The organism is Aureispira sp. CCB-E (genome assembly GCF_031326345.1).
Classification (GTDB): Bacteria; Bacteroidota; Bacteroidia; order Chitinophagales; family Saprospiraceae; genus Aureispira.
In genome coordinates this window covers 6,631,980-6,651,962 of sequence record NZ_CP133671.1, presented here as the reverse complement: position 1 = coordinate 6,651,962, position 19,983 = coordinate 6,631,980, and the positions used below count along the sequence as shown (strand labels likewise).

General features: G+C 36.1%; 18 protein-coding genes, 1 pseudogene and 1 riboswitch. Of the genes and pseudogenes, 8 read left to right on the top strand and 11 right to left on the bottom strand.

Annotated elements, in window-relative coordinates; translation table 11 throughout:
• The first annotated feature begins 60 nt into the window (after positions 1–60).
• Complete coding sequence (locus tag QP953_RS25830) at positions 61–1,524, top strand: hypothetical protein (protein ID WP_309553365.1); 1,464 nt, start codon at positions 61–63, stop codon at positions 1,522–1,524.
• A gap of 4 nt (positions 1,525–1,528) precedes the next feature.
• Positions 1,529–1,987: a hypothetical protein gene (locus QP953_RS25825; protein WP_052598204.1), complete on the top strand. Its 459-nt coding sequence runs from the start codon at positions 1,529–1,531 to the stop codon at positions 1,985–1,987.
• 5 nt (positions 1,988–1,992) lie between these two features.
• Here QP953_RS25825 and QP953_RS25820 read toward each other — a convergent pair whose 3' ends face one another.
• Complete coding sequence (locus QP953_RS25820) at positions 1,993–2,415, bottom strand: hypothetical protein (protein ID WP_052598203.1); 423 nt, start codon at positions 2,413–2,415, stop codon at positions 1,993–1,995.
• A gap of 383 nt (positions 2,416–2,798) precedes the next feature.
• Between QP953_RS25820 and QP953_RS25815 the strand changes: the two genes are divergently transcribed.
• The 4 genes from QP953_RS25815 (at position 2,799) to QP953_RS25800 (ending at position 6,499) form a co-directional block, all read left to right on the top strand.
• On the top strand, positions 2,799–3,284 hold the full coding sequence (locus tag QP953_RS25815; protein WP_052598202.1) for a DUF6495 family protein: 486 nt from the start codon (positions 2,799–2,801) through the stop codon (positions 3,282–3,284).
• Between the two features lie 84 nt (positions 3,285–3,368).
• Positions 3,369–4,394 carry a bifunctional oligoribonuclease/PAP phosphatase NrnA gene (locus QP953_RS25810; protein WP_052598201.1) on the top strand — a complete coding sequence of 342 codons (1,026 nt, stop codon included), beginning with the start codon at positions 3,369–3,371 and terminating at the stop codon, positions 4,392–4,394.
• A 20-nt stretch (positions 4,395–4,414) separates the two neighbouring features.
• Complete coding sequence (locus tag QP953_RS25805) at positions 4,415–4,915, top strand: hypothetical protein (RefSeq protein ID WP_309553364.1); 501 nt, start codon at positions 4,415–4,417, stop codon at positions 4,913–4,915.
• 111 nt (positions 4,916–5,026) lie between these two features.
• Positions 5,027–6,499 carry a hypothetical protein gene (locus QP953_RS25800; RefSeq protein WP_309553363.1) on the top strand — a complete coding sequence of 491 codons (1,473 nt, stop codon included), beginning with the start codon at positions 5,027–5,029 and terminating at the stop codon, positions 6,497–6,499.
• Between the two features lie 78 nt (positions 6,500–6,577).
• Here QP953_RS25800 and QP953_RS25795 read toward each other — a convergent pair whose 3' ends face one another.
• Positions 6,578–7,819: an HlyD family secretion protein gene (locus QP953_RS25795; protein WP_052598199.1), complete on the bottom strand. Its 1,242-nt coding sequence runs from the start codon at positions 7,817–7,819 to the stop codon at positions 6,578–6,580.
• A 65-nt stretch (positions 7,820–7,884) separates the two neighbouring features.
• Entirely contained in the window at positions 7,885–9,132 is a 1,248-nt protein-coding gene (locus QP953_RS25790; RefSeq protein ID WP_052598198.1) for an ABC transporter permease, read from the bottom strand.
• Between the two features lie 375 nt (positions 9,133–9,507).
• Here QP953_RS25790 and QP953_RS25785 point away from each other — a divergent pair, with 375 nt between their 5' ends.
• Both QP953_RS25785 and QP953_RS25780 read left to right on the top strand, forming a co-directional pair.
• Positions 9,508–9,948, top strand: coding sequence for a MarR family winged helix-turn-helix transcriptional regulator (locus QP953_RS25785; protein WP_052598197.1), 441 nt, complete (start codon positions 9,508–9,510; stop codon positions 9,946–9,948).
• Positions 9,949–10,126: 178 nt separating this feature from the next.
• Positions 10,127–10,561: a nuclear transport factor 2 family protein gene (locus QP953_RS25780; RefSeq protein ID WP_309553362.1), complete on the top strand. Its 435-nt coding sequence runs from the start codon at positions 10,127–10,129 to the stop codon at positions 10,559–10,561.
• 61 nt (positions 10,562–10,622) lie between these two features.
• Here the strand turns inward: QP953_RS25780 and QP953_RS25775 are convergent, their stop codons facing one another.
• From QP953_RS25775 to QP953_RS25745, 8 genes and pseudogenes are all read right to left on the bottom strand, one after another.
• On the bottom strand, positions 10,623–11,489 hold the full coding sequence (locus tag QP953_RS25775) for a hypothetical protein (protein WP_309553361.1): 867 nt from the start codon (positions 11,487–11,489) through the stop codon (positions 10,623–10,625).
• Positions 11,490–11,632: 143 nt separating this feature from the next.
• Entirely contained in the window at positions 11,633–12,751 is a 1,119-nt protein-coding gene (locus QP953_RS25770; RefSeq protein ID WP_309553360.1) for a tetratricopeptide repeat protein, read from the bottom strand.
• A gap of 19 nt (positions 12,752–12,770) precedes the next feature.
• Positions 12,771–13,811, bottom strand: a complete 1,041-nt coding sequence (gene metX / locus QP953_RS25765) for a homoserine O-acetyltransferase (RefSeq protein WP_309553359.1) — start codon at positions 13,809–13,811, stop codon at positions 12,771–12,773.
• Positions 13,812–13,816: 5 nt separating this feature from the next.
• Entirely contained in the window at positions 13,817–15,022 is a 1,206-nt protein-coding gene (locus QP953_RS25760; RefSeq protein ID WP_408913554.1) for a trans-sulfuration enzyme family protein, read from the bottom strand.
• A gap of 72 nt (positions 15,023–15,094) precedes the next feature.
• A pseudogene (locus tag QP953_RS28655) lies at positions 15,095–15,304 on the bottom strand (OsmC family protein); the annotation flags it as partial.
• Between the two features lie 394 nt (positions 15,305–15,698).
• Positions 15,699–15,783: riboswitch (SAM riboswitch) on the bottom strand.
• Between the two features lie 151 nt (positions 15,784–15,934).
• Positions 15,935–16,759, bottom strand: a complete 825-nt coding sequence (locus tag QP953_RS25755) for a glycosyltransferase family 2 protein (RefSeq protein ID WP_309553357.1) — start codon at positions 16,757–16,759, stop codon at positions 15,935–15,937.
• 291 nt (positions 16,760–17,050) lie between these two features.
• Entirely contained in the window at positions 17,051–17,854 is an 804-nt protein-coding gene (locus tag QP953_RS25750) for an enoyl-ACP reductase (protein ID WP_052598190.1), read from the bottom strand.
• A 285-nt stretch (positions 17,855–18,139) separates the two neighbouring features.
• Positions 18,140–19,693, bottom strand: a complete 1,554-nt coding sequence (locus tag QP953_RS25745; RefSeq protein ID WP_309553356.1) for a YifB family Mg chelatase-like AAA ATPase — start codon at positions 19,691–19,693, stop codon at positions 18,140–18,142.
• Between the last annotated feature and the right edge of the window lie 290 nt (positions 19,694–19,983).

The window sequence follows — 19,983 nt, the reverse complement described above, 5'->3', positions numbered from 1 at the left end:
TTTTATGTTGATAATCAGGTTTTTATTTTGTTGTAATTTTTATAAAATAACTATTTTGTTTTGAATAATAGCAAATTATTAGAAGTTTTAAGAAATTTATCTACCCGAGCACAACATCGATTTAGTGAATATGTACACGCCCCTTTTTTTAATAAGCATAAGCCTACCATTTTGTTGTTAGATTTTTTGATGCAGTATGCTCCTGTATTTGATTTGAGTTCGGTTGGCAAAGAGCAGGTATTTTATGCGATATATCCCCACAAAAAGTTTAGTGATACCCAATTCAATTATGTTGTTTCTAAATTGTTGGAGTTACTGAGTGGCTTTTTAGCTTATCAAGAATATGAAACACAGGCATTTCAACAAAAATCCAATGCGTTGAAGGCGGTACATGAATTGGGAGTGCCCAAACAAGCTGCAAGCCATAGCAGGCAACATCAGTTGTTGCAAAAGCAATATCCCTTTCAAACGGTTGATTTTTATTATCAAAAATATCATTATCACACTTTACTCAATCAAATTCACTTAGATAAGAAGCAGCGGTTGTACGATGTACATTTGCAAGAACAAAACAATCAACTAGATTATTTTTACATCGCTCAAAAATTAAAAATAGCTTGTGATATGCTGAGTCGGAATATTGTAATTCAGGCAAATTATGAAGCGCATTATATCAAAGATTTGTTGTCTTGGTTGGAAGCAGCGGATTTTGATAAAAAGCAACATCCTTTAATTCATGTGTATTATCAAGTGTTAAAAACGCTTCAGAACAGTGATGATAAGGCTTACCAACAGTTAAAAGTGTTGATAGAGGACTACGGCAAGCTTTTTTTGCGAGAAGAGTTGATTTTACTTTACGATTATGCAGAGAATTTTTGTATTCGGAAAATTAACAATGGTATTACGAGCTATTACAAGGAGTTTTTGACGATTTATAAACAAAAGTTAGAAAAGCACTTATTGTTAGAAGATGGTTATTTGCCAGAAAGTGATTACAAGAATATTGTAACAGCAGGGGTAAGAACGAAAGATTATCAGTGGACAGAAATTTTTATTCACAAAAACAAAAAGAAACTTCGACCAGAAGTTCAAGAAAATGCCTTTAACTACAATTTGGCTGTTTTTTATTATGCAACTCAACAATACTCAAAAGCTTTAAAGTTGTTGATGACGATCTTATTTACAGATATATCTTATGGTGTTGGAGCCAAAACAATACAACTACAAATTTATTATGAATTGCAAGAAATGGAACCTTTGATTAATTTGGTTGATACATTCCGATTGTATGTCATGCGTCACAAAACCCAATCCGACTACCGAAAAAAAGCCAACCTGAATATGTTAAGAATTGTCAAAAAAGTGGCAAAATTAAAAGAAAAGTCAACTTTTATGGCAGAGAAGCAGTTTGAAAAAGAACGAACAAAATTGCAGCTGTTGTATGCAGAGTTGAGTCCTTTGTCTAATTCTGATTGGATCAAAGAAATCATCGAGGAGTTAGCTCAAAACGCTTCTAAATATTAGAAATATGAAATATGTATTTAATCTGTCTCTACTTTTTTACTTGTTGAGTTATTTATTACCTTTTGTAGACCGACTATCAGGGTATGAGGTAGAGTTTGAGATGTGGCACTCTATTTTTGCAGATAACATTCCAGATACCGATTTGGCTACGATATGGAGTATTAGATGGATGGTAACTACTTTTTTGTTGGTTTTGTATTGGTCGCGAGTACCAGAAATACATCGTTGGTTGAGCCTTTATACAGACAAAAGTTTGTTAAACAGGGGCTTGGTACTTGTCTTGACTTTTTTAGTGACTTACCCCTTTTTATTTGAGCAAATGAATTGGCAGTGGGGAAGTATAGCTTGGGCGAGTTTAGCTATTGTTACAGGAATAATTTATCTAATAACAGAGTATCCTCCTGCGCCAACCCAAACATTTCATAGTTTAGAACAGCATTTGGTAGAGTTAGAAGAGGATTAATGTTCTTATAAATGAAGCACAGCAACGCTATCATTAACACGTTGAATGTTTTCTGGAACATAGATAACATAGCTTATTTGTTCTTCAATCTCTTCTCCTTTGATTGTAATAATATTTTTGTTTTTCTTAGAACTTAAAGTTAATGTTTGTGTGTTGTCATCATACGATTTCTCTAAGTCATAACGTCCTCCTTTGGCTATAAATTCTAGTAAACGAGTATTGGGTGAGGAAACGTTAATCAACATTTCAATTACTATACGAGAGCCCTTAATTGTTTTAACTAAGATTTCACTATCGTCTACATCCATGGTTATGTTGGTCGCATTCATCGATGAAAATGTTTGATTGAATTTGAAATTGGCTTGTCCATAACTGTAGTTTAGACTAAGCGCAATAAAAAGAATTAGGGAACAAAGTTTCATTGTCATAGTATTCGTATTTTATTGATTAGTCCGATTAAAACAAGGAGTAGCAGCCAAGCTAAGTAATGGACTATTATTATTGCAATTGAGTGTGATTGGGCAGTGTAATCTGCTTTTGGGAATCTATAATTCTAGAATGATGCCAAAAAAATATTAGAGAAGCTATTTAAACTTAAAATTGCGCTTAATGGTAGTTTTTGGTGTTTCAACTTAGGCTAATTTTAAGAACACGATTTGTTTTTATGTATTTGATTAGTAATTGTTTAGGTTGTTTTTGAGCCTTGATAAGCAAGCTGTGAACGGCTTGTTCAATGAAAAGTTCAATAAAATGCTTAATTTTGCAGTAACAAAAGGAATAGATAACATTTCTGAATTTAATTAGCAGAAACATGAGATTTAGACGACTGACAAATGAAGAATTGGAAACATTGGAAGAAGATTTCGTCCAGTTTTTAGCTTCCAATCAAATTACAGCCAAAGAGTGGGTTAGCCTAAAAGAGAATCATCCAGCCAAAGTAGAGGAGTTAATCACTTTGTTTAGCGATATTGTATTAGAAAAGGTGTTTTCTAAAATTGATTGCTTGCAACATAGAACCAAAGATACTATTCGAGTGTTCTATTGCCAAGAAGATAAAATTACAATGACAGGCTTACAAATTAACGATCCTACCAAAGATTTGACCAATCCAGAGGATTTGAATGTTTTGGCAAATCCCAATAATCTAAATGGAAGTGTAAAAGTCTTTCAAATGGATAAGGCTTATGCTCAGGATCGCGCTGACGAAGTATTCAGTATGTTGTACAAAGATGGTTGCCAACCTGCAAGTAAATCTATGTTTGATGCATTGGTAAAAATGTATGAAACAACCACCTAATCGTGCCGACGATATTCTTGTCCCTTTTATTTTATCATTCATATACCCCAAAATGAAATAAACCAAGACCTTTAATACCTCCTTATGCAAAATTTTGAACAATTAAAAGACCTGTTATCAAGCCCCAAACGTATTGTAATTACTTCCCATGCTAATCCAGATGGTGATGCCTTGGGGTCGTCTTTGGGCTTGTATCATTATCTAAAAAAACAAGGTCACAGAATCACTGTCATTATGCCAACCGAAATGCCACAATTTCTAAATTGGATGAAGGATTTTGACAATGTGTTGGTTTATGAAAATACACGTACGTTTTCTACCCAAATACTAAAAGAAGCAGAATTGATTTTTGCATTAGATTATAATGGTTTGGGAAGAATAGAAGGCATGGGGTCGTTGGTTGGTAATAGCAAAGCCTACAAAGCTATGATTGACCACCATATAGATCCAGAAGATTTTTGTCATGCTATGTTGTCCGATGTTACAGCAAGCTCAACTTGTCAGTTGATTTACGAATTTATCGAAATGATGGGAGATTTGGATCAATTGGATGCGGATATTTTAAATGCTTTGTATGTTGGTATTTTGACGGATACAGGAGGGTTTCGCTATGCAACTTCTGCGAGGTTGTTTCGGATTGTTGCCAATATGTTAGAAAAAGGGGTCGATAATAATAAATTGACAGACTTAGTGTTCAATTCGTATACTGTTAAGAGTTTTAATTTATTGGCCTATTGTATTTCTGAGTGTTTAGAAATTATGGACGAATACAATACTGGAATTATAACCCTTTCTCATGCCGATCATAGAAAATACAACATTCAACGCGGCGATTTAGAAGGCGTGGTCAATTTTATTCTAAAAATAAGAAAGATGCGTTGTGCAGCTCTGATTACAGAACGCCGTGACATTGTCAAACTGTCTTTACGCTCTAAAGGCGACTTTTCTGTTCAAAAAATTTGTTCGGAACATTTTAATGGTGGGGGACACAAAAATGCCTCAGGAGGTGCCAGCAAAAAATCTTTCCAAGAAGTAATTGAGCAGTTCAAACATGTTATTCAAAATGAATACAAAGAGGAATTAACCAAAGAACTGGTGGTAGAATTATAAAGCTTCGAAAACTAAAACCTATGTTCTCTCTTTTTAGAAAAAATAAAAAAATACAGCATCCTTTGTTTGGTGAGTTGGTTTATAGAGCCAATCGGGCGACGAACAAAACCGTACTTCCTGGCTTTTGGCAAGGGCGTTTGCAATTGATGGGAGATAGCCCAACTACGCTAATTATATGGGGCGACAAGAACGAGGCACCACATCCTAAACAAACAACACTTTTTAATCAAATTGTAGGTAATATAGAGGCGTATGTGCTTGAATCGAAAAAAGGCATCGCTGCTCAACTACAAGAAGAACAACCACAGACTTCCAAAGCGATGCTTGCTTTAGAGCAACTCTACATCCAAGCTTATCCGATGACCGATCGGTTGAAACAAGACTTGACCGCAAATTTGGAAGGGGTTGCTTGGGGCTTTCAATTTTCCATTGATTTTAAGGGAACAGAAACTCCTATGACGGGCTATTCTGCTTATGTCGATTTGGAGTTGCATCCTACTTTTCCATTTACTTGCTGTTGATAGATGAATTATATATATATATGGTAATGCAGTGATGAAAGAAATTTTTAGTAGTTTTATGCAATACTAGCTTTCAAAAAAAGCTTTTTATAAAACTAAAAACTAAATATTATGAAAAAGATCATTTTTATTTCTGCACTTCTGTTATTTTCTGTAGCAATTTTTGCTCAAACTTCTCCCAAAATGGGAGCACCATATACTGATGTTGGCGGTAAATTTAAGTTTTACATAGCGGATGAAGATTATATTTATACGGCGAAGGTAAAAGACAAAACGGAGTTGTTGGTTCAGAAATTGGACAAAACGTCTCTCAAAGAACTTAGTCAAAAAATCTATAAAGATGCTTTGACTAAAAATGCGGTTCCTATTAAATTGATTGAAGTAAACGGTTTGATTTATCTTTTTTATACTAATGAAAGTAAAAGAAGCATCGTAGAGGTTTATGTCACAGTAATTGATTACAAAAATCTTGCGTTAAAAGAAGAGAAAAAACTCCTATTTGCTATAGAGGAAGGGCTTTATAAAGTGCCTTATTCTACTTTATGCAAAGTATTTGTGTCTGAAGACAAATCTAAGTTTTTAATCCAATACCAAAAGGCATTACCAAAAGATCAAATGTCTGAACAAACTTTTGGTCTTCAAGTTTTTGATAATGAGTTAGAGAGAGTTGGTGGTGGAGAAGTTTTAATGCCTTTCCGTTGGGATGTTATGGATGATATGCAGTATAGTGTTCAGAACAACGGGGACATTATGATGGCAGGTTATCATAAAATAAAAGAAGAATATCATTTAGTTACTATCAATAAAGATGACAAATCATTGGATATAAAAGCCACAAAGGATAAAAACTCTAGTTATTTTTATGAATATGCTTTTAACAAGAATGCGCAAAAATACGTGGCAGGATTTTACCGTACTGGTGAAAGTGATATGAACATGTTTGTCATCAATTTACAAGATTCAAAAAAATATGAAGTTGAGATTCCTAAAGAGTTGATTCCATATTATCAAGGTAAAAAAGTCAATGCAATTATGGCACTTGATGCCATTGGTCAAGACGATGGAGGAGTCTTAGTTATCGGTCAAGAATTGTATGGTATAGAAGTCTACGAAAAATGGAATAATGGAGTACTAAAATCACGTCCAACTTCTACTGTATACAACTTTAATGATTACTATTTAATTAGAGTGAATCAAGATGGTACATTAAGGTGGGTAAAGAGGATAAATAAAGAAAATAAAAACGTCACTAATTCACTGGGCGAATATGATGGGCCTATGCTCAAAGTTTTGAAGTTTCATCCAAGATTGCAATATAATTATATTTATGACGAAGAAAACCATTATCTCTTTTTTACCGATAATTTGAGCGAATATAAAGGAAGGATGCTTTGTGCTTATAGAGTGGATGATTCATCTGGAGAAGGAAAGTATACCGTTGGTTTTAATACAGGCAAGATTGATAAACAAAAAATTTATCATATAAAACCAGCAAAAATAGTTGCACTAGGCAATCAAGAATTTGGTGTAGAAGCCTACAAGAAAAAAGAAGGCGATTTTATAATACAAATGCATGTGGATTAGAGAAACTGATATTAAAAAAATAACAAAAGGCTGTCTGATGGTTCTCTAGACAGCCTTTTGTTATTTTTTTAAGTAAGTTTACATAGCCCCCTGCACCTTGATTTTAGTACTAGTATCAACGCCTTCTAAGATTTCAATATTAATTCCATCCGACAAACCGACTTGAATGTATTTCTTTTCAAATTCTTGATCGCCCACTTCTGTTTCTACATAAACTCGACCATCGTCCTCAAACATCAAATCACGCTCTAGAATGGCCATGACATTGGTTCGTTTGTCTAAGATAATATCGGCACTAGCACTGTAACCAGCGCGAAGGAAAATACCTTCTTTTTGAATGACATCGGCAATGATTTCAAATTTTACAGAACCAGATTCTTCTACTCCTTTAGGAGAAATATAATCCAAGACCGCTTCAAATTTCTCTTTTTCAATTGCTCCAACGGTTAATTCCAAGCGCATTCCTTTTTTGAGTTGTCCTACATCCGACTCATCTATATTCCCTTCAAAAACTAAATCTTGCATATTGGCAACCTCAGCGATTTCTGTACCATCGTTGAACGTATTTCGTTCGATAACAGCATCCCCAACTTCAACACTAACATCCAAAACCATCCCATCAACCGTAGCACGAACCATATTGGCAATTTGTCCAGACTTACTAGCGACCCCTTTTTGTAACAATTGAACATTACTAATAGCCGATTCTAGTTCTTGCGTAAGCACTTCTACATTTGATTTTAACTCAATAACCGAGCTATTGGCACCAATTTTTGTGTTTTCTAAGGTTGTTTGCGCAACATCCAAAGCCGTTTTAAATTGTAGATATTCTAATTCAGGAACAACGCCTTCTTCAAACAGTTTTCGATATTTTTCCTCCTGAATTTTAGCATTCTCAAACTGTGTTGTTGCTTGTTGAATATCGTATTTTTTAGCACTAATATTTTTTTGTTGTTGGTAACGACGTTTCGCTTCTTCCAAACGAATGCGAGCCAGTTCTACATTAGCTTTAGCATTGTTAAGTGCGGTAGGGCTAGGCACCAATTGCAAGCGAGCAATAGGATCTCCTTTTTTGACAATGTCACCTCCTTTTACAAAAATCTCGTCTACAATACCAGAGACTTGTGAGGTAATCATAATCTCTATTCTTGGTTTTACAGTACCTGTCGCAACTGACTTTAAAGTGATAGAAGTTTGATAAGGAGTTGTGATTTCATGAACCGTACTTCCTGATCCAGAACCATTATAAAAGTAGGAAACCAGCCAAATTGTTAGAAATAAAAATAAGGTTAGTACAACTCCAAGTATGATGTTTTTCATTTTAAACTATATGTGTGAACAAACTAGTAGGTTAGTAAATAGTATGGAATATTATAAATAATAAATCACTCCGAACGTAAAGCTTCCACAGGGTTGATTCTAGCCGCATGCAGCGAGGGCAGCAACCCAGCCAACAAGCCAGATAAAACTAGAACAACTAAAGAGCCAATACTGACACCTAAATTAACTTCAGGATTCATGAACATTTGCCCTGACATATCCATTGCAGAAATAGAGTAATTGATAAAAGAAATAATGCCCGTTCCCAAAAGTAATCCAATATACCCTGATAGGGTCGTAATAAACACAGATTCCAACAGAATTAAGCTAATAATAGACCAAGGAGTTGCTCCAATAGCTTTGCGGACACCAATTTCTCTAGTTCGGTCTTTGACCGTAATCAGCATGACGTTGCTAACACTAACAACACCAGCCATTAGCGTACCAATTCCTACAATCCACAAAAACCAACGAACGCCACTGAATAATCCTGTAATTTTTCGATACTCTTTCTCCAAATTAAAACAACCAATAGCTTGCTGATCTTCTGGAGAAATTCTATGCCTTGCTTTTAAAAATTGAATGATATTATCTTCTACATCACTGATTTTGGTTTCACCAGTAATCGTACATACAAACCAAGAAATATCTTTTCCATTGCCAAACAAGCGTAAAGAGGTGCTCAATGGAATAAAAATTGTTTCCTCAGCTTCTTGCAATCGCCTTGATTCTCCCTCAAATTTGACAACGCCAATGACCTGAAATGGAATTCCTTTGACAATCATGTATTTGCCAATTGGGTTCTCATTGCCAAAAACTTCTTCTTGCACGGTTCGACCAATCACAGCTACTTTTCGTGCTTCTTTTTCGTCTTTTGGGTTCAAAACACGCCCTTGAGTAGGAAGCAACGATTCTACTTTAAAGATACCTTCCCATTCCCCTCGAACATCAAAATTATTAGATTGCGTTTTGTAGGAAGCGACAATATTACGAGTAACATGGCGAGGTGCTAAAATGTCAATATAAGGCGCATGCTCTTTCAAGGCATTGATGTCTTCTATATTAAACGATTCCCAGCGACCAACAGGCATGCCTTTGTAAGCAAGACTTGTCTCTTGGGGCCAGATGTACAAACTATTGGTAGAACGCCCTCCAAACTCATTCAAAATACCTTTTTCGAGGCCATCTCCCATACCTAGCATAAAAATAAGCATAAAAATGCCCCAAAACACGCCAGCTGCTGTTAAACCAGTGCGTAGTTTGTTTTGTCGGATGGTTCCGAATATTTCTTGCCATTTATCTCTATCAAACACTTTGATGTAATTTTTATTATGGTAGCCTTTTAAACAGCAGGGTATTATTGTATTAGGAGGTAGCTGTTTTTCTAGGAAAAACTAAATTTTAAACAATATTTAAGCCAAGTTGGGTATAAATGAATTGAAGCTACAAAAGTAAGAGAAAATTTAAAAGTGCAAAAATTAAAAAGACGAATAGACTTATTTTAACGATTCATTTTGATAAGCGCCTAAACAACAACTTTTTTTTATGTTAGAAATATAGGGCTAGCTTTAATGTCACTCATTTATAGGAGAACAAGTGAAGGATGGATTTGTACATTTCTAAATCAAAAACTTGGATTATTAAGTTATTTCTATTATTATTGTTGATAAATCAATAATTGATATTCTATGAGCAAAGATTTACTATTAGATGATGTTTATGTTTTTTTGTTGGAACGAGTTTCTAGAAGGTTTAAAAAGTACGCTAAAAAGGAATTATCAAACATTGGAGTCAATTTGTCTAGCGAACAGTGGGTCGTCTTAAAACGAATCAGTGAGTATCCAGGAACCACTCAACGAGAAATTGCAACTTCTACTTACAAAGACCCAGCGTCGATTACTAGAATTTTGGACTTGTTACAAAAGCAAATGCTAATAAAAAGAGAAGGTGGAGCCGATCGCCGCTCTTTTGGTATTTATCTGACAGAAAAAGGGGCAGGAGTGGTCGAAAAAGTCTTGCCAGTAGCCGTTGAAATGAGAGCTAAAGGATTGGATGGAATTAGTGATGAAGAGAAAGTTACTTTGAATCGATTGCTCAAGAAAATTCATGATAATTTTGACAAACTTTAGCAAAACAAAAGGCAAAGAGTACTGCCCTTCCAGAGGAATAGCGAGATGCAATAACTAGTGCTATTTTTTTATACTGATCATTGATAAATCAATAATTGTTTAGTCAATAGTTAGGTGCATTTTACCGAATTTAAAAACACAGAAATCATTGATTTTAATTACTATAAAAAAGATTATTATGAAAACATTATTATTAGGAACGATTTTATGTTTATCGCTTACCGATAACTATGGGCAATCCAATTCTGCTAAAGGAATTGTAGACGTTGTAGAGATGTTTGCCAAGAGTGCCGACCAACAGAACGTTACCAAAATGAAGAAAGTTTTACACAAAGATTTTCGTGCTTTGGTCAATCGGATGTTTGGAAGTAAAGATTTGAGTGTAACGGATAAAGAAACGTACCTGTCGTTGTTAGAGGCAAAAAAGATAGGAGGCGATGATAGGGCTGTTCGTATAAATAGCATCAGCATTCAAGGTGCTAATGCTTATGTTCACGCAACATTTGTTGGCAAAAAGCTGATTTTTAATACTTATTTATTGTTGGTAGAACAAGAGGATGGCACTTGGCAGATTGTCAACGATATGCCTGTAATCGAAAAGGTGGAGTCATAATTATAAAAAACAACCGAGTTCCTATTTTAGTTGGAATTCGGTTGTCTAATATAGAGCAAAACTATTGAGACAAATGCGCTTGAGCGACTTTTTTCTGTACTGCCCTATCAAATTTCGTTTTCCAATCTTCCCCATAAAGCTTTTCTAAGGTTTTGAAATAGCGAGCGTTTGATTTTTCTACTTTAGCCATTTCTTTTTCCATTTTGGGCGTGAGTTCACAACCTTGGAATTTTACTTCGTAAGCAATTCCCCAATCTTTGGCTACTATTTTTTTAGCCTCAAAATAAGTCATATAAGGCTTGCCAACCACATAATCCACCCAAGTAGCTGTATTATTGGCTAAATGTTGCTGCTTGGCTACTTCAAACTCTACTTCTTGATCGAGTATTTTTTGCCAACCTTTACCAAAGGTATTTTCTAGTTGTTGTACGTAATCGTTATTAGCGAGAAAAAGCTCTGTTAAGGCAGCTTTTTCGGTTGCACTCATGTCTTTTGTCAAAAATTGAGGTTTGTAGATAATGCCCCACGTTTGAGCAACAACTTGTTTGGCAGCGTAAAAGGATTTGTCTTTATTGTTATCAACTAGTTCGTACCAAATCCCTTTTTCTTGGCTTGTATTACGATGTATTTCTTTTTTTACTTCCAATTCAAATTCCTCCATCCAATTATCCCCATATTTAATGGCCAAGGTTTTGAAGTAGGCTTTATTGGTAGCTTGGTACTGCTTGGATTTATCAGACATCTCATCAGATAAAACACAGCCAGCAAAAGTAGCTTGATAATTGATGCCCCAAGCTTTGGCAACCGTTTGTTTGGCTTCAAAATAACCAGGCATTGGACGCCCAATTACATAATCATTCCAAGTACCTTGAGCGTGAATAGACAAGGAAATAAATAAAGTACTTAAAAGCAATAATAAAATTCTCATGTGTGTATTTTTCTAAGAATGGTTGGGACAATAGACCGCTAGGTTTTGGCAAGGTACTATTGATCCAACCTTAAAAGTATACTTATTATGAATCCAAAACATATGCCAAGATAAGGCGGAAGATATGCCTTGAACCTTAAAAATTACCTACAATATTCATTGAAAGCATCAACAGCAGTTGTTTCTTCTCCCAACTCGATAGCTGTTTTGAAATCCATACAGGCTTTTTGCCGCTCATTTTCCTTGATGTAAAGCATTCCCCTAGCTAAATAATCCTCTCCGTAGGTAGAATCTATAGCTATTATTTGGTGATAACGCTCAATGGCAGCCGAATAATTGTTGGTTGCTTCGTAGACATCTGCTAGCGAACTCAAGGCCGCAAATGACACGGGATTAATATCCAAAACTTTTTGGTAAAGTTGAATTGCTTCATCGTATTGTAGGGTAGCTAGTTTGGCATCTCCCTTATTTAAATAAGCCAATTCATAATCAACATCTAATTCAATTGCTTTGTCAAAATCTTGACAAGCTGCCTCATACTTTCCCATTTTATTAAACGTATATCCTCTATTGTTATAACCTAGTGGATCATCGCTTTGCAGTTCAATAAAGCGATTGTAGTCCTCAATTGCCGCTTCATAATCAGCTTTCATCTCGTAGGCATCGCCACGTTTGATAAATGCATCTGCATAATTAGGGACTGACTCAATAATTCTATCCAATTCATCAATGGCCATATCATAAGCCTCCATATCATAAAAACAGGCTGCTTTTTGGTAAAAACAATCGGTATTATCTTCTTCTAACTCAATCGCCGCATCAAAGTCGGCCAATGCTGCTTCATAATTGGCTATCGTATTATAAGAAATACCACGATTGTAATACAAGGTAGCAGAATTAGCTTGCAATTGAATCGCAGTGGAATAACTTTCAATGGCTTTTTCCTCTTGCCCCAAAGCAGAAAAAAGAATGCCTTGACAATTGTGTGCTCTAAAGGAGTTTGGAACTAACTCTAGTGCTTTGTCTAAGTCACTTTGTGCTGCTGGGTAATTTTCCAATTCACAATGTGCAAAAGCTCTCTCGGTATACGCTGTCGCATTTTCAGGATTCGCCTCGATGACCTTGGTAAAATCTTCAATAGCCCCTTTGTAGTTTTGTTGCTCGACTTTTTCAATGCCTTGATTTAGAATTTCGTCAGCTGTTACAAAATTAGAACAAGCAAAGAGTCCTGTTAGGATAAAAAATAATAGAATGATTTTCATAAGAATGGTTTTAGGAAACTTAATAGTTTGCCCTCAGTCGTTTAAAGTGTTCTTCCAAAATAGTATTAATTTGTGAGACTTCAATTAAAAATCCATCATGACCAAATTTTGAGTCGATTTCATAATAAACACTTTTGGGCAAATGTCGCGTTAAAAACTGCTGCTCAGACACAGGAATTAACAAGTCACTCGTAATCCCAATAACAGACACAGGAATATTGAGATTTGCCAAAACAGTTTCGACTGGAGCTCTATCTCGACCAATATGATGCGTATCTAGACATTTAGACAAATGCCAATAACAATGTGCGTGAAAGCGTTGGGCTAGTTTTTCGCCTTGATAACGGACATACGAAGCGGCACGATGTTGATCGAGTTTGGGCGTATCATCTGTTTGGGTTTGGATATAGGCATTGATGGTTCGGTAAGAAATAAGCCCTAAGGCTCTCGCTGTTTTTAAGCCCATGGAGCCAGCTGATGGACTGTCCTCTTGCCAAGTAGCATCTGTTTCTAATGCCATTCGTTGCGCTTCGTGAATGGCAATACTCCAAGCCGTTTCTCGTGCACTAGTTGCCAACAAGACCAAACTTTTGAGCACATTAGGAGCCGCAAGCGCAAATTCTAAAGCTTGATGTCCTCCAAAAGAGCCTCCAAGCCCCATCATTACGGTAGAAATACCTAAATGTTGACGTAGTAAATGGTGTACTTGTACGACATCTCGAACCGTAAATGAAGGAAATTCAATGCCATAAGCTAAGCCAGTTGTAGGATTAATAGAGCGAGGGTTCGTTGTGCCATAAAAAGAACCCAAGACATTGGCACAAACAATAAAATGTTTGTCAGGATTGACAAGTGTATTGTCTCCTACCACACCTTGCCACCAATCCGTAGGATCAGAGTTTGCTGTTAAAGCATGAAAAACCCAAACAACATTATCTTTGGCTGCATTGAGTGTCCCAAAAGTATGATAGGCAATCTCTAGTTCGACTAAATGCCCGCCTTGTTCTAGGTTAAAACCTTGTTGATATTTGTAAATTTGTACGTTTTTTGGATAAATCATACTGGTTATTTAGATTTTTCTAAAGCTTGATTAATATCATTAATAAGGTCATCTAAATGTTCTAAGCCTACAGAAAAGCGAATCAAACCATCTAAAATGCCAACGGCTTCTCGATCAGTTGTACTGAGCTTAGAATGTGTGGTAGACGCAGGATGTGTGGCAATGGTTCTAGTATCCCCTAGGTTGGCTGTTAAAGACAACAGTTCTAAAGCGTCCAAGAATCGGCGACCACGTTCTAAGCCTCCTTTTACAATACAAGTAAATAGACCTCCTCCTAACTTCATTTGGCGTTTGGCTAAATCAAACTGAGGATGTGAAGGGAGATGAGGATATTTAACCGATTCTATTTCTGGGTGATGTTCTAGATAACTAGCCAGCGCATAGGCATTGTCACAATGGCGTTCCATGCGAACAGCTAGTGTCTCTAAACTTTTGGATAATATCCAAGCATTAAATGGTGAGATAGAAGGTCCTGTCCGACGAGCAAAGGCATAAACTTTGGCAACCAGTTCTTTTTTGCCCAATACCAAACCACCTAAAACCCTTCCTTGTCCATCGATCCATTTGGTAGCAGAGTGAACGACTAAATCTGCCCCATAGTCACTAGGTCGCTGCAAGTAAGGAGTAGCAAAGCAGTTATCGATATTAAGCAATATGTTGTGTTTTTTTGTTAATTTCCCTAACCATTCTAAATCAATAAAATCTAAGGCGGGATTAGAGGGTGTTTCGGCAAACAACATCTTCGTGTTGGGCTGTATTGCGGCTTCCCATGTTTCGAGCTGGTCAATGTCTACATAAGTATAGTCCACGCCCCATTCGGGTAAAATTTCTGTGATAATACGGTGTGTATTTCCAAAAACAGAGCGGCAAGCAATTAAGTGATCTCCTTTTTTGAGAAAAGGAGCGAGTGAGGCAAAGATAGAAGACATTCCCGAAGCAGTTGCAAACCCATCTTCAGTACCTTCTAACAAACACATTTTTTGAATGAATTCACTAGCATTTGGATTGGAAAAACGAGAATAAATGTGTGCTTCTTCTTCTCCTGCAAAGACGGCTCTAGCTTGTTCGGCATTTTCAAAGGTAAAGCTAGAAGTCAAGTACAATGGAGCCGAGTGTTCTCTGTTGTGCGTTGGTGCTGTTTGTGTTCGAATTGCCAACGTTTCTGCTTTATAAGTTGTTGATGTTACTTTTTTAGGGGAGGCAGGAACCAATTCATAGCTGTAATTGATAGCAGCCGTTTCTTTTAAAATATGATAGACAGAGCAATATTTATCTACGGTTAAATCAATTGCCTTTTGAAGCTTTTTCTCATCAACTGTTCCTGTTATGATAATTTTTACCTCAATATCTTTAAAAATGGCAGGAACAGCTTCGGTGTCTCTATTGGCTTCAATTTCTATTTGGAAGTCTATGATTTCTTGACGTTGCTTTTTTAAGATACTAATAATATCAATGGCAGAGCAACCACCGAGCCCTGCTAGTAAAGATTCCATAGGGCGGAATCCCTTATTTTGACCACCAATAGAAGGCGCTGCATCTAATTCTAAGCGAGCACCCGATTCGTTTTGTGCTAAAAAATGATAAAAATCATTTTGTCGATTTAATGTGATTTTCATAAAAAAAAGTTTACATTACTTCGTGGGAAAATCGCATCAGTTTGATTATCAATAGAGTATGCTTTTTGTTGCTTAATTTCTTAAAGGTTTGAGAATCAAACTGATGCAAAGATGCTTTTTTAGGTTTTTACAAAAAAGCTAAAAAATCCACGAAGTACTAAGTTTAGTAACGATAGAAATATCATCATTATCGAGAAAATGAAAAACGCTTCTAACAGATAAAGTTAGAAGCGTTTGGTATAGTAGATTATCAGTAGATATCAAGCTTTCTAACTTATCTGTCTTGAGTTAGCACCTTACTAAAGCAGGTTGCCAAGGCTTCTAAGGGCAAGTCCCTCCACCTTTCTCGATAAGTAATAAATGCGAAGCTAAGGAGTAGTTGTGACACTACCAAGTTATTGGAGTGAAAATAGCAAATCTCCCAACGGATAATAGGTATAGGTTATGGTTAATTGTCATGCCAATGAAGGCAAATAGGTTTAACCTAATATAGAATTGTAATAGGACTTATAATCCTAAGACTAGCTTAAAGAAGGCTAAAGAGCCTGCAATTAGCATCATAAAAAGTAGAAACAAAATTCCTACAAAAAATACATTTTTTATAGTTCTAACAGGGTTGAATTTAGCAATGCAATAGATAGCTCGAACGCCATCTTTCCAATTGATTTTTTTGCCTTCTGCAAAGGTTCTCCCATAATAAGAAATGCCAACTTCATACACTCTAATATCTGGAATACGCGCCATTTTAGCCGTTACCTCTGGCTCAAAACCAAATCGTTTTTCTTTCAGATCCAAACTTTGAACCATTTTAGTATTAAACATTTTGTAACACGTTTCCATGTCTGTTAGATTCAAATTGGTATTCATATTTGATAAAAAGGTCAATAGTTTGTTGCCGATACTATGCCAAAAGAATAGAATGCGGTGTGGGTTGCCTCCCATGAATCTAGAGCCATAAACGACATCTGCATTTCCATTTAAAATAGGCTTGAGCAGAATATTGTACTCTTCAGGATCATATTCCAAGTCGGCATCTTGAATGACAAGATATTCTCCTGTAGCTTTAGATATTCCCGTATGCAAGGCAGCCCCTTTCCCTTTGTTTTTTTGATGTTTGAAATATTGAATGTCGAGTGTTGGATTTTCGTTTATATATTGTTGAATAGCTGCTTCTGTATTATCGGTAGAACAATCGTTGATAATCAAAATTTCTTTCTGAATGCCTTGGGCTAAATGTACTGCTTTTACTTTGTTTAGAATCAAATGAATGGTTGCCCCTTCATTGTAAGCAGGAATGACAATGGATAGCGTACTGATGGTTGGTAGTTGCATTATGATTGAGTAAAACGATTTGTAAATAAATACTTTAAGTGCTTAAATACCTAAATAACGATTGTCATGTACTAATCGTGCAGTGATTTATGGTTGAAAATAGGAATTAATGTCCATATTTCAAAAGACAGTTATCTCATTCATAGATATGACAAGGATGAGTTGGATATGTTACACACAAACAGCCCAATAGGATTAAAAAATGCAATTGCTATATTTGGCAATTGCATTTTGTATGATTTATAAACTTATTCTTATTCAGGCGAATAAGAGTCGTTCCTTTGTGGTTTTTTATTTATTCAAAATAGCAGGATTCATTCCCATATTAGAGAAACCGCCATCGTGATATAAATTTTGCATCGTGACATAACGAGTATAGTCAGAGAATAACGAAACACAGTATTGAGCACAAGCTTCGGCAGGAGCATTTCCAATCGGAGACATGTTTTCAGAGTAATCCAAAAATTCTTTAAATCCGTCAATTCCTGTACCTGCTGTTGTCATAGTAGGCGATTGAGAAATTGTATTGACACGAATATTGTTGCGTTCTCCAAAGTGATAACCAAAAGAACGAGCAAATGATTCTAACAATGATTTTGCTTCTGCCATTTCGCTATAATGTGGAAATACACGCTGTGCACCGATATAAGTCAAGGCAACAACAGAACCCCAATCCTTAATCGCTTCTTTTTTCCATAGTGATTGCATCAACTTATGGAACGAAATAGAGGAGATGTCAAAAGATTTTTGCATAAAGTCATGATTTAAATCTGTGTATGACTTCCCTTTGCGAATATTGATGGACATACCAATAGAGTGCAAAACAAAGTCAAATTGACCACCAAAATGCTCCATGCTTTTGTCAATCAATTTCTCTAAATCATCTAAACGAGTGGCATCCGCTGGAATGGCTGGACAGTTTAATTTTTCAGCTAAAACTTTTATGTTGGAATCACCTGGCATACGAAAAGCAACAGGTGCATTGGTTAAGACGATTTCTGCACCTTCCGCAACACAAGCTTCGGCAACTTTCCATGCAATAGACATATCATCTAATGCTCCAAAGATAATTCCTTTTTTTCCTTTTAAAATCATAACGTTATGCTTCTATTTTTACTTTAATTGGATATTAAGTGTCTGGTTATGTATGCATTACTTCGCGATGAAATTGCATCCATTTGATTATCAATAGGATGTAAAGATGTTTTTTTAGCGTTTTACAAAAAAACTAAAAAAGTCACGAAGTCTTATTATAATAACCATTCGCCTAAGTCTTTTTATTGCTGCAATATTACTAAGAATCTATTTAGGAACAAGCTATTTGTATGAAAAAATAAATAGAAGGGGCGTATTTTGGTAAGCAAAGAAGACTTTTTAAAGCTATTGTACCCAATTTTCTTTATCCAAGCTTCTAAATTGGATCGCTTCCGCAATATGTTGAGCATGGACGTTTTCTTGACCATCTAGATCGGCAATGGTTCGGGCTACCTTTAGGATTCTATCATAAGCACGAGCGGATAATTGAAAGTGTTCCATGGCTCGTTTTAGCAATAACTTGCTGGCTTTGTTGAGTTGACAAAACAGTTGGAGATGCTTCGACTCCATTTGTGCATTGCAATAAGTATGCTGATCCTCTTTATAACGTTCTGTTTGTAGCTGCCTTGCAGCAATCACCCTATTTAATATCTCTTCGCTACTTTCTTGTGCCGTTTCATCTGACAGTTCATCATAATTGACAGGCTTTACCTCAATGTGTAAATCAATTCTATCCATCAATGGACCCGATATTTTGTTAAGATAGTTTTGAACTGCATTAGGAGAACAAACACACTCTTTTTCAGGATGTGTATAATAACCACAAGGGCAGGGGTTCATGGATGCTACTAACATAAAACTGGCGGGATAATCGACCGTGAATTTCGAGCGGGAAATAGTTATTTTTCTAGATTCCATGGGCTGTCGCAACACTTCTAGTACCGAGCGTTTAAATTCTGGAAGTTCGTCCAAAAATAGGACACCATTGTGTGCTAAGGAAATTTCACCAGGTCTAGGATAATTGCCGCCACCTACCAGAGCCACGTCACTAATGGTATGATGAGGATTTCGAAATGGGCGTTGATGAATTAAAGAGCAATCTTCGGGAAGTAGCCCTACTACAGAGTGAATTTTGGTTGTTTCTAATGCCTCGCCTAGATTGAGAGGAGGCAAAATACTTGGAAAGCGTTTCGCCAGCATGGTTTTGCCCGCACCAGGGGGACCAATTAAAATCAAGTTGTGACCACCCGCTGCGGCAATTTCCATGGCTCGTTTGATGCTGCGTTGCCCTTTTACATCTGAAAAATTAACAGAGAAAATAGTTTGATTGTAAGCAAATTCTTCACGAGTATCGACAACTGTTTTAGAAAGTTCTTTGCTTCCTTGAAAAAATTCGATCACATCTCGCAGGTGTTCTACCCCAAAAACCTCAATTTTGTTAACAATAGCAGCTTCTCTTGCATTCGCCTTTGGCAAAATAATTCCTTTAAAGCCTTCTTTTCTAGCTTGAATGGCAATCGGCAAGGCACCTTTAATTGGTCGAAGTGTTCCATCCAAAGAGAGTTCACCCATCAAAATATAATCCTTTAATTGTTCGTGGGGCAATTGCTTATTGGCAGCCATAACCCCAATGGCAATCGGCAAATCGTAATAAGACCCCTCTTTCTTTAGGTCGGCTGGCGCCATATTGATAATAATCTTAATGCGAGGGATTCTATAGCCAATTTCTTTGAGTGCTGTTTCGATTCGCCAATAACCTTCTTTGACGGCATTGTCTGGAAGCCCTACTAAAGAGTACCCTGGTTTTCCTTGAACAATTTGACCTCCTGCACTCACTTCTATGGTAATGGTTTGCGCATCAATTCCTTCTACTGCACTGGCAAATGTTTTTACTAGCATAATTATATTAACGGTTATTATAAAGATGAGAGAAATAAGTATGAAATCACAATTAGTTAATAACGTCATACTTAGGATTGTTGGCTTTGAGAGAACAACAAGGGCTTTTTACGCCGAAAGATTTTGTTTTGTTACAGACGAATGCTTAAAAAAGGACTTCCTTTGAGTAGGGCAAATCAGAAGACCTAAAGGTCTTAAATTTTAAAAAAAATACAGTTAAGTGGGTATTAAAGAGTTTTAGTAGCTGTTTTTTCAAGAAGCTACCCTGCATAATGCTAGAATTTAGAAAA

What these genes read in the sequence shown, in the direction of transcription:
- QP953_RS25825 (WP_052598204.1), top strand. Translation starts at nt 1,529, where the DNA reads ATGAAATATGTATTTAATCTGTCTCTACTTTTTTACTTGTTGAGTTAT.
- QP953_RS25820 (WP_052598203.1), bottom strand. Translation starts at nt 2,415, where the DNA reads ATGACAATGAAACTTTGTTCCCTAATTCTTTTTATTGCGCTTAGTCTA.
- QP953_RS25815 (WP_052598202.1), top strand. Translation starts at nt 2,799, where the DNA reads ATGAGATTTAGACGACTGACAAATGAAGAATTGGAAACATTGGAAGAA.
- QP953_RS25810 (WP_052598201.1), top strand. Translation starts at nt 3,369, where the DNA reads ATGCAAAATTTTGAACAATTAAAAGACCTGTTATCAAGCCCCAAACGT.
- QP953_RS25805 (WP_309553364.1), top strand. Translation starts at nt 4,415, where the DNA reads ATGTTCTCTCTTTTTAGAAAAAATAAAAAAATACAGCATCCTTTGTTT.
- QP953_RS25800 (WP_309553363.1), top strand. Translation starts at nt 5,027, where the DNA reads ATGAAAAAGATCATTTTTATTTCTGCACTTCTGTTATTTTCTGTAGCA.
- QP953_RS25795 (WP_052598199.1), bottom strand. Translation starts at nt 7,819, where the DNA reads ATGAAAAACATCATACTTGGAGTTGTACTAACCTTATTTTTATTTCTA.
- QP953_RS25785 (WP_052598197.1), top strand. Translation starts at nt 9,508, where the DNA reads ATGAGCAAAGATTTACTATTAGATGATGTTTATGTTTTTTTGTTGGAA.
- QP953_RS25780 (WP_309553362.1), top strand. Translation starts at nt 10,127, where the DNA reads ATGAAAACATTATTATTAGGAACGATTTTATGTTTATCGCTTACCGAT.
- QP953_RS25775 (WP_309553361.1), bottom strand. Translation starts at nt 11,489, where the DNA reads ATGAGAATTTTATTATTGCTTTTAAGTACTTTATTTATTTCCTTGTCT.
- QP953_RS25770 (WP_309553360.1), bottom strand. Translation starts at nt 12,751, where the DNA reads ATGAAAATCATTCTATTATTTTTTATCCTAACAGGACTCTTTGCTTGT.
- metX (WP_309553359.1), bottom strand. Translation starts at nt 13,811, where the DNA reads ATGATTTATCCAAAAAACGTACAAATTTACAAATATCAACAAGGTTTT.
- QP953_RS25755 (WP_309553357.1), bottom strand. Translation starts at nt 16,759, where the DNA reads ATGCAACTACCAACCATCAGTACGCTATCCATTGTCATTCCTGCTTAC.
- QP953_RS25750 (WP_052598190.1), bottom strand. Translation starts at nt 17,854, where the DNA reads ATGATTTTAAAAGGAAAAAAAGGAATTATCTTTGGAGCATTAGATGAT.
- QP953_RS25745 (WP_309553356.1), bottom strand. Translation starts at nt 19,693, where the DNA reads ATGCTAGTAAAAACATTTGCCAGTGCAGTAGAAGGAATTGATGCGCAA.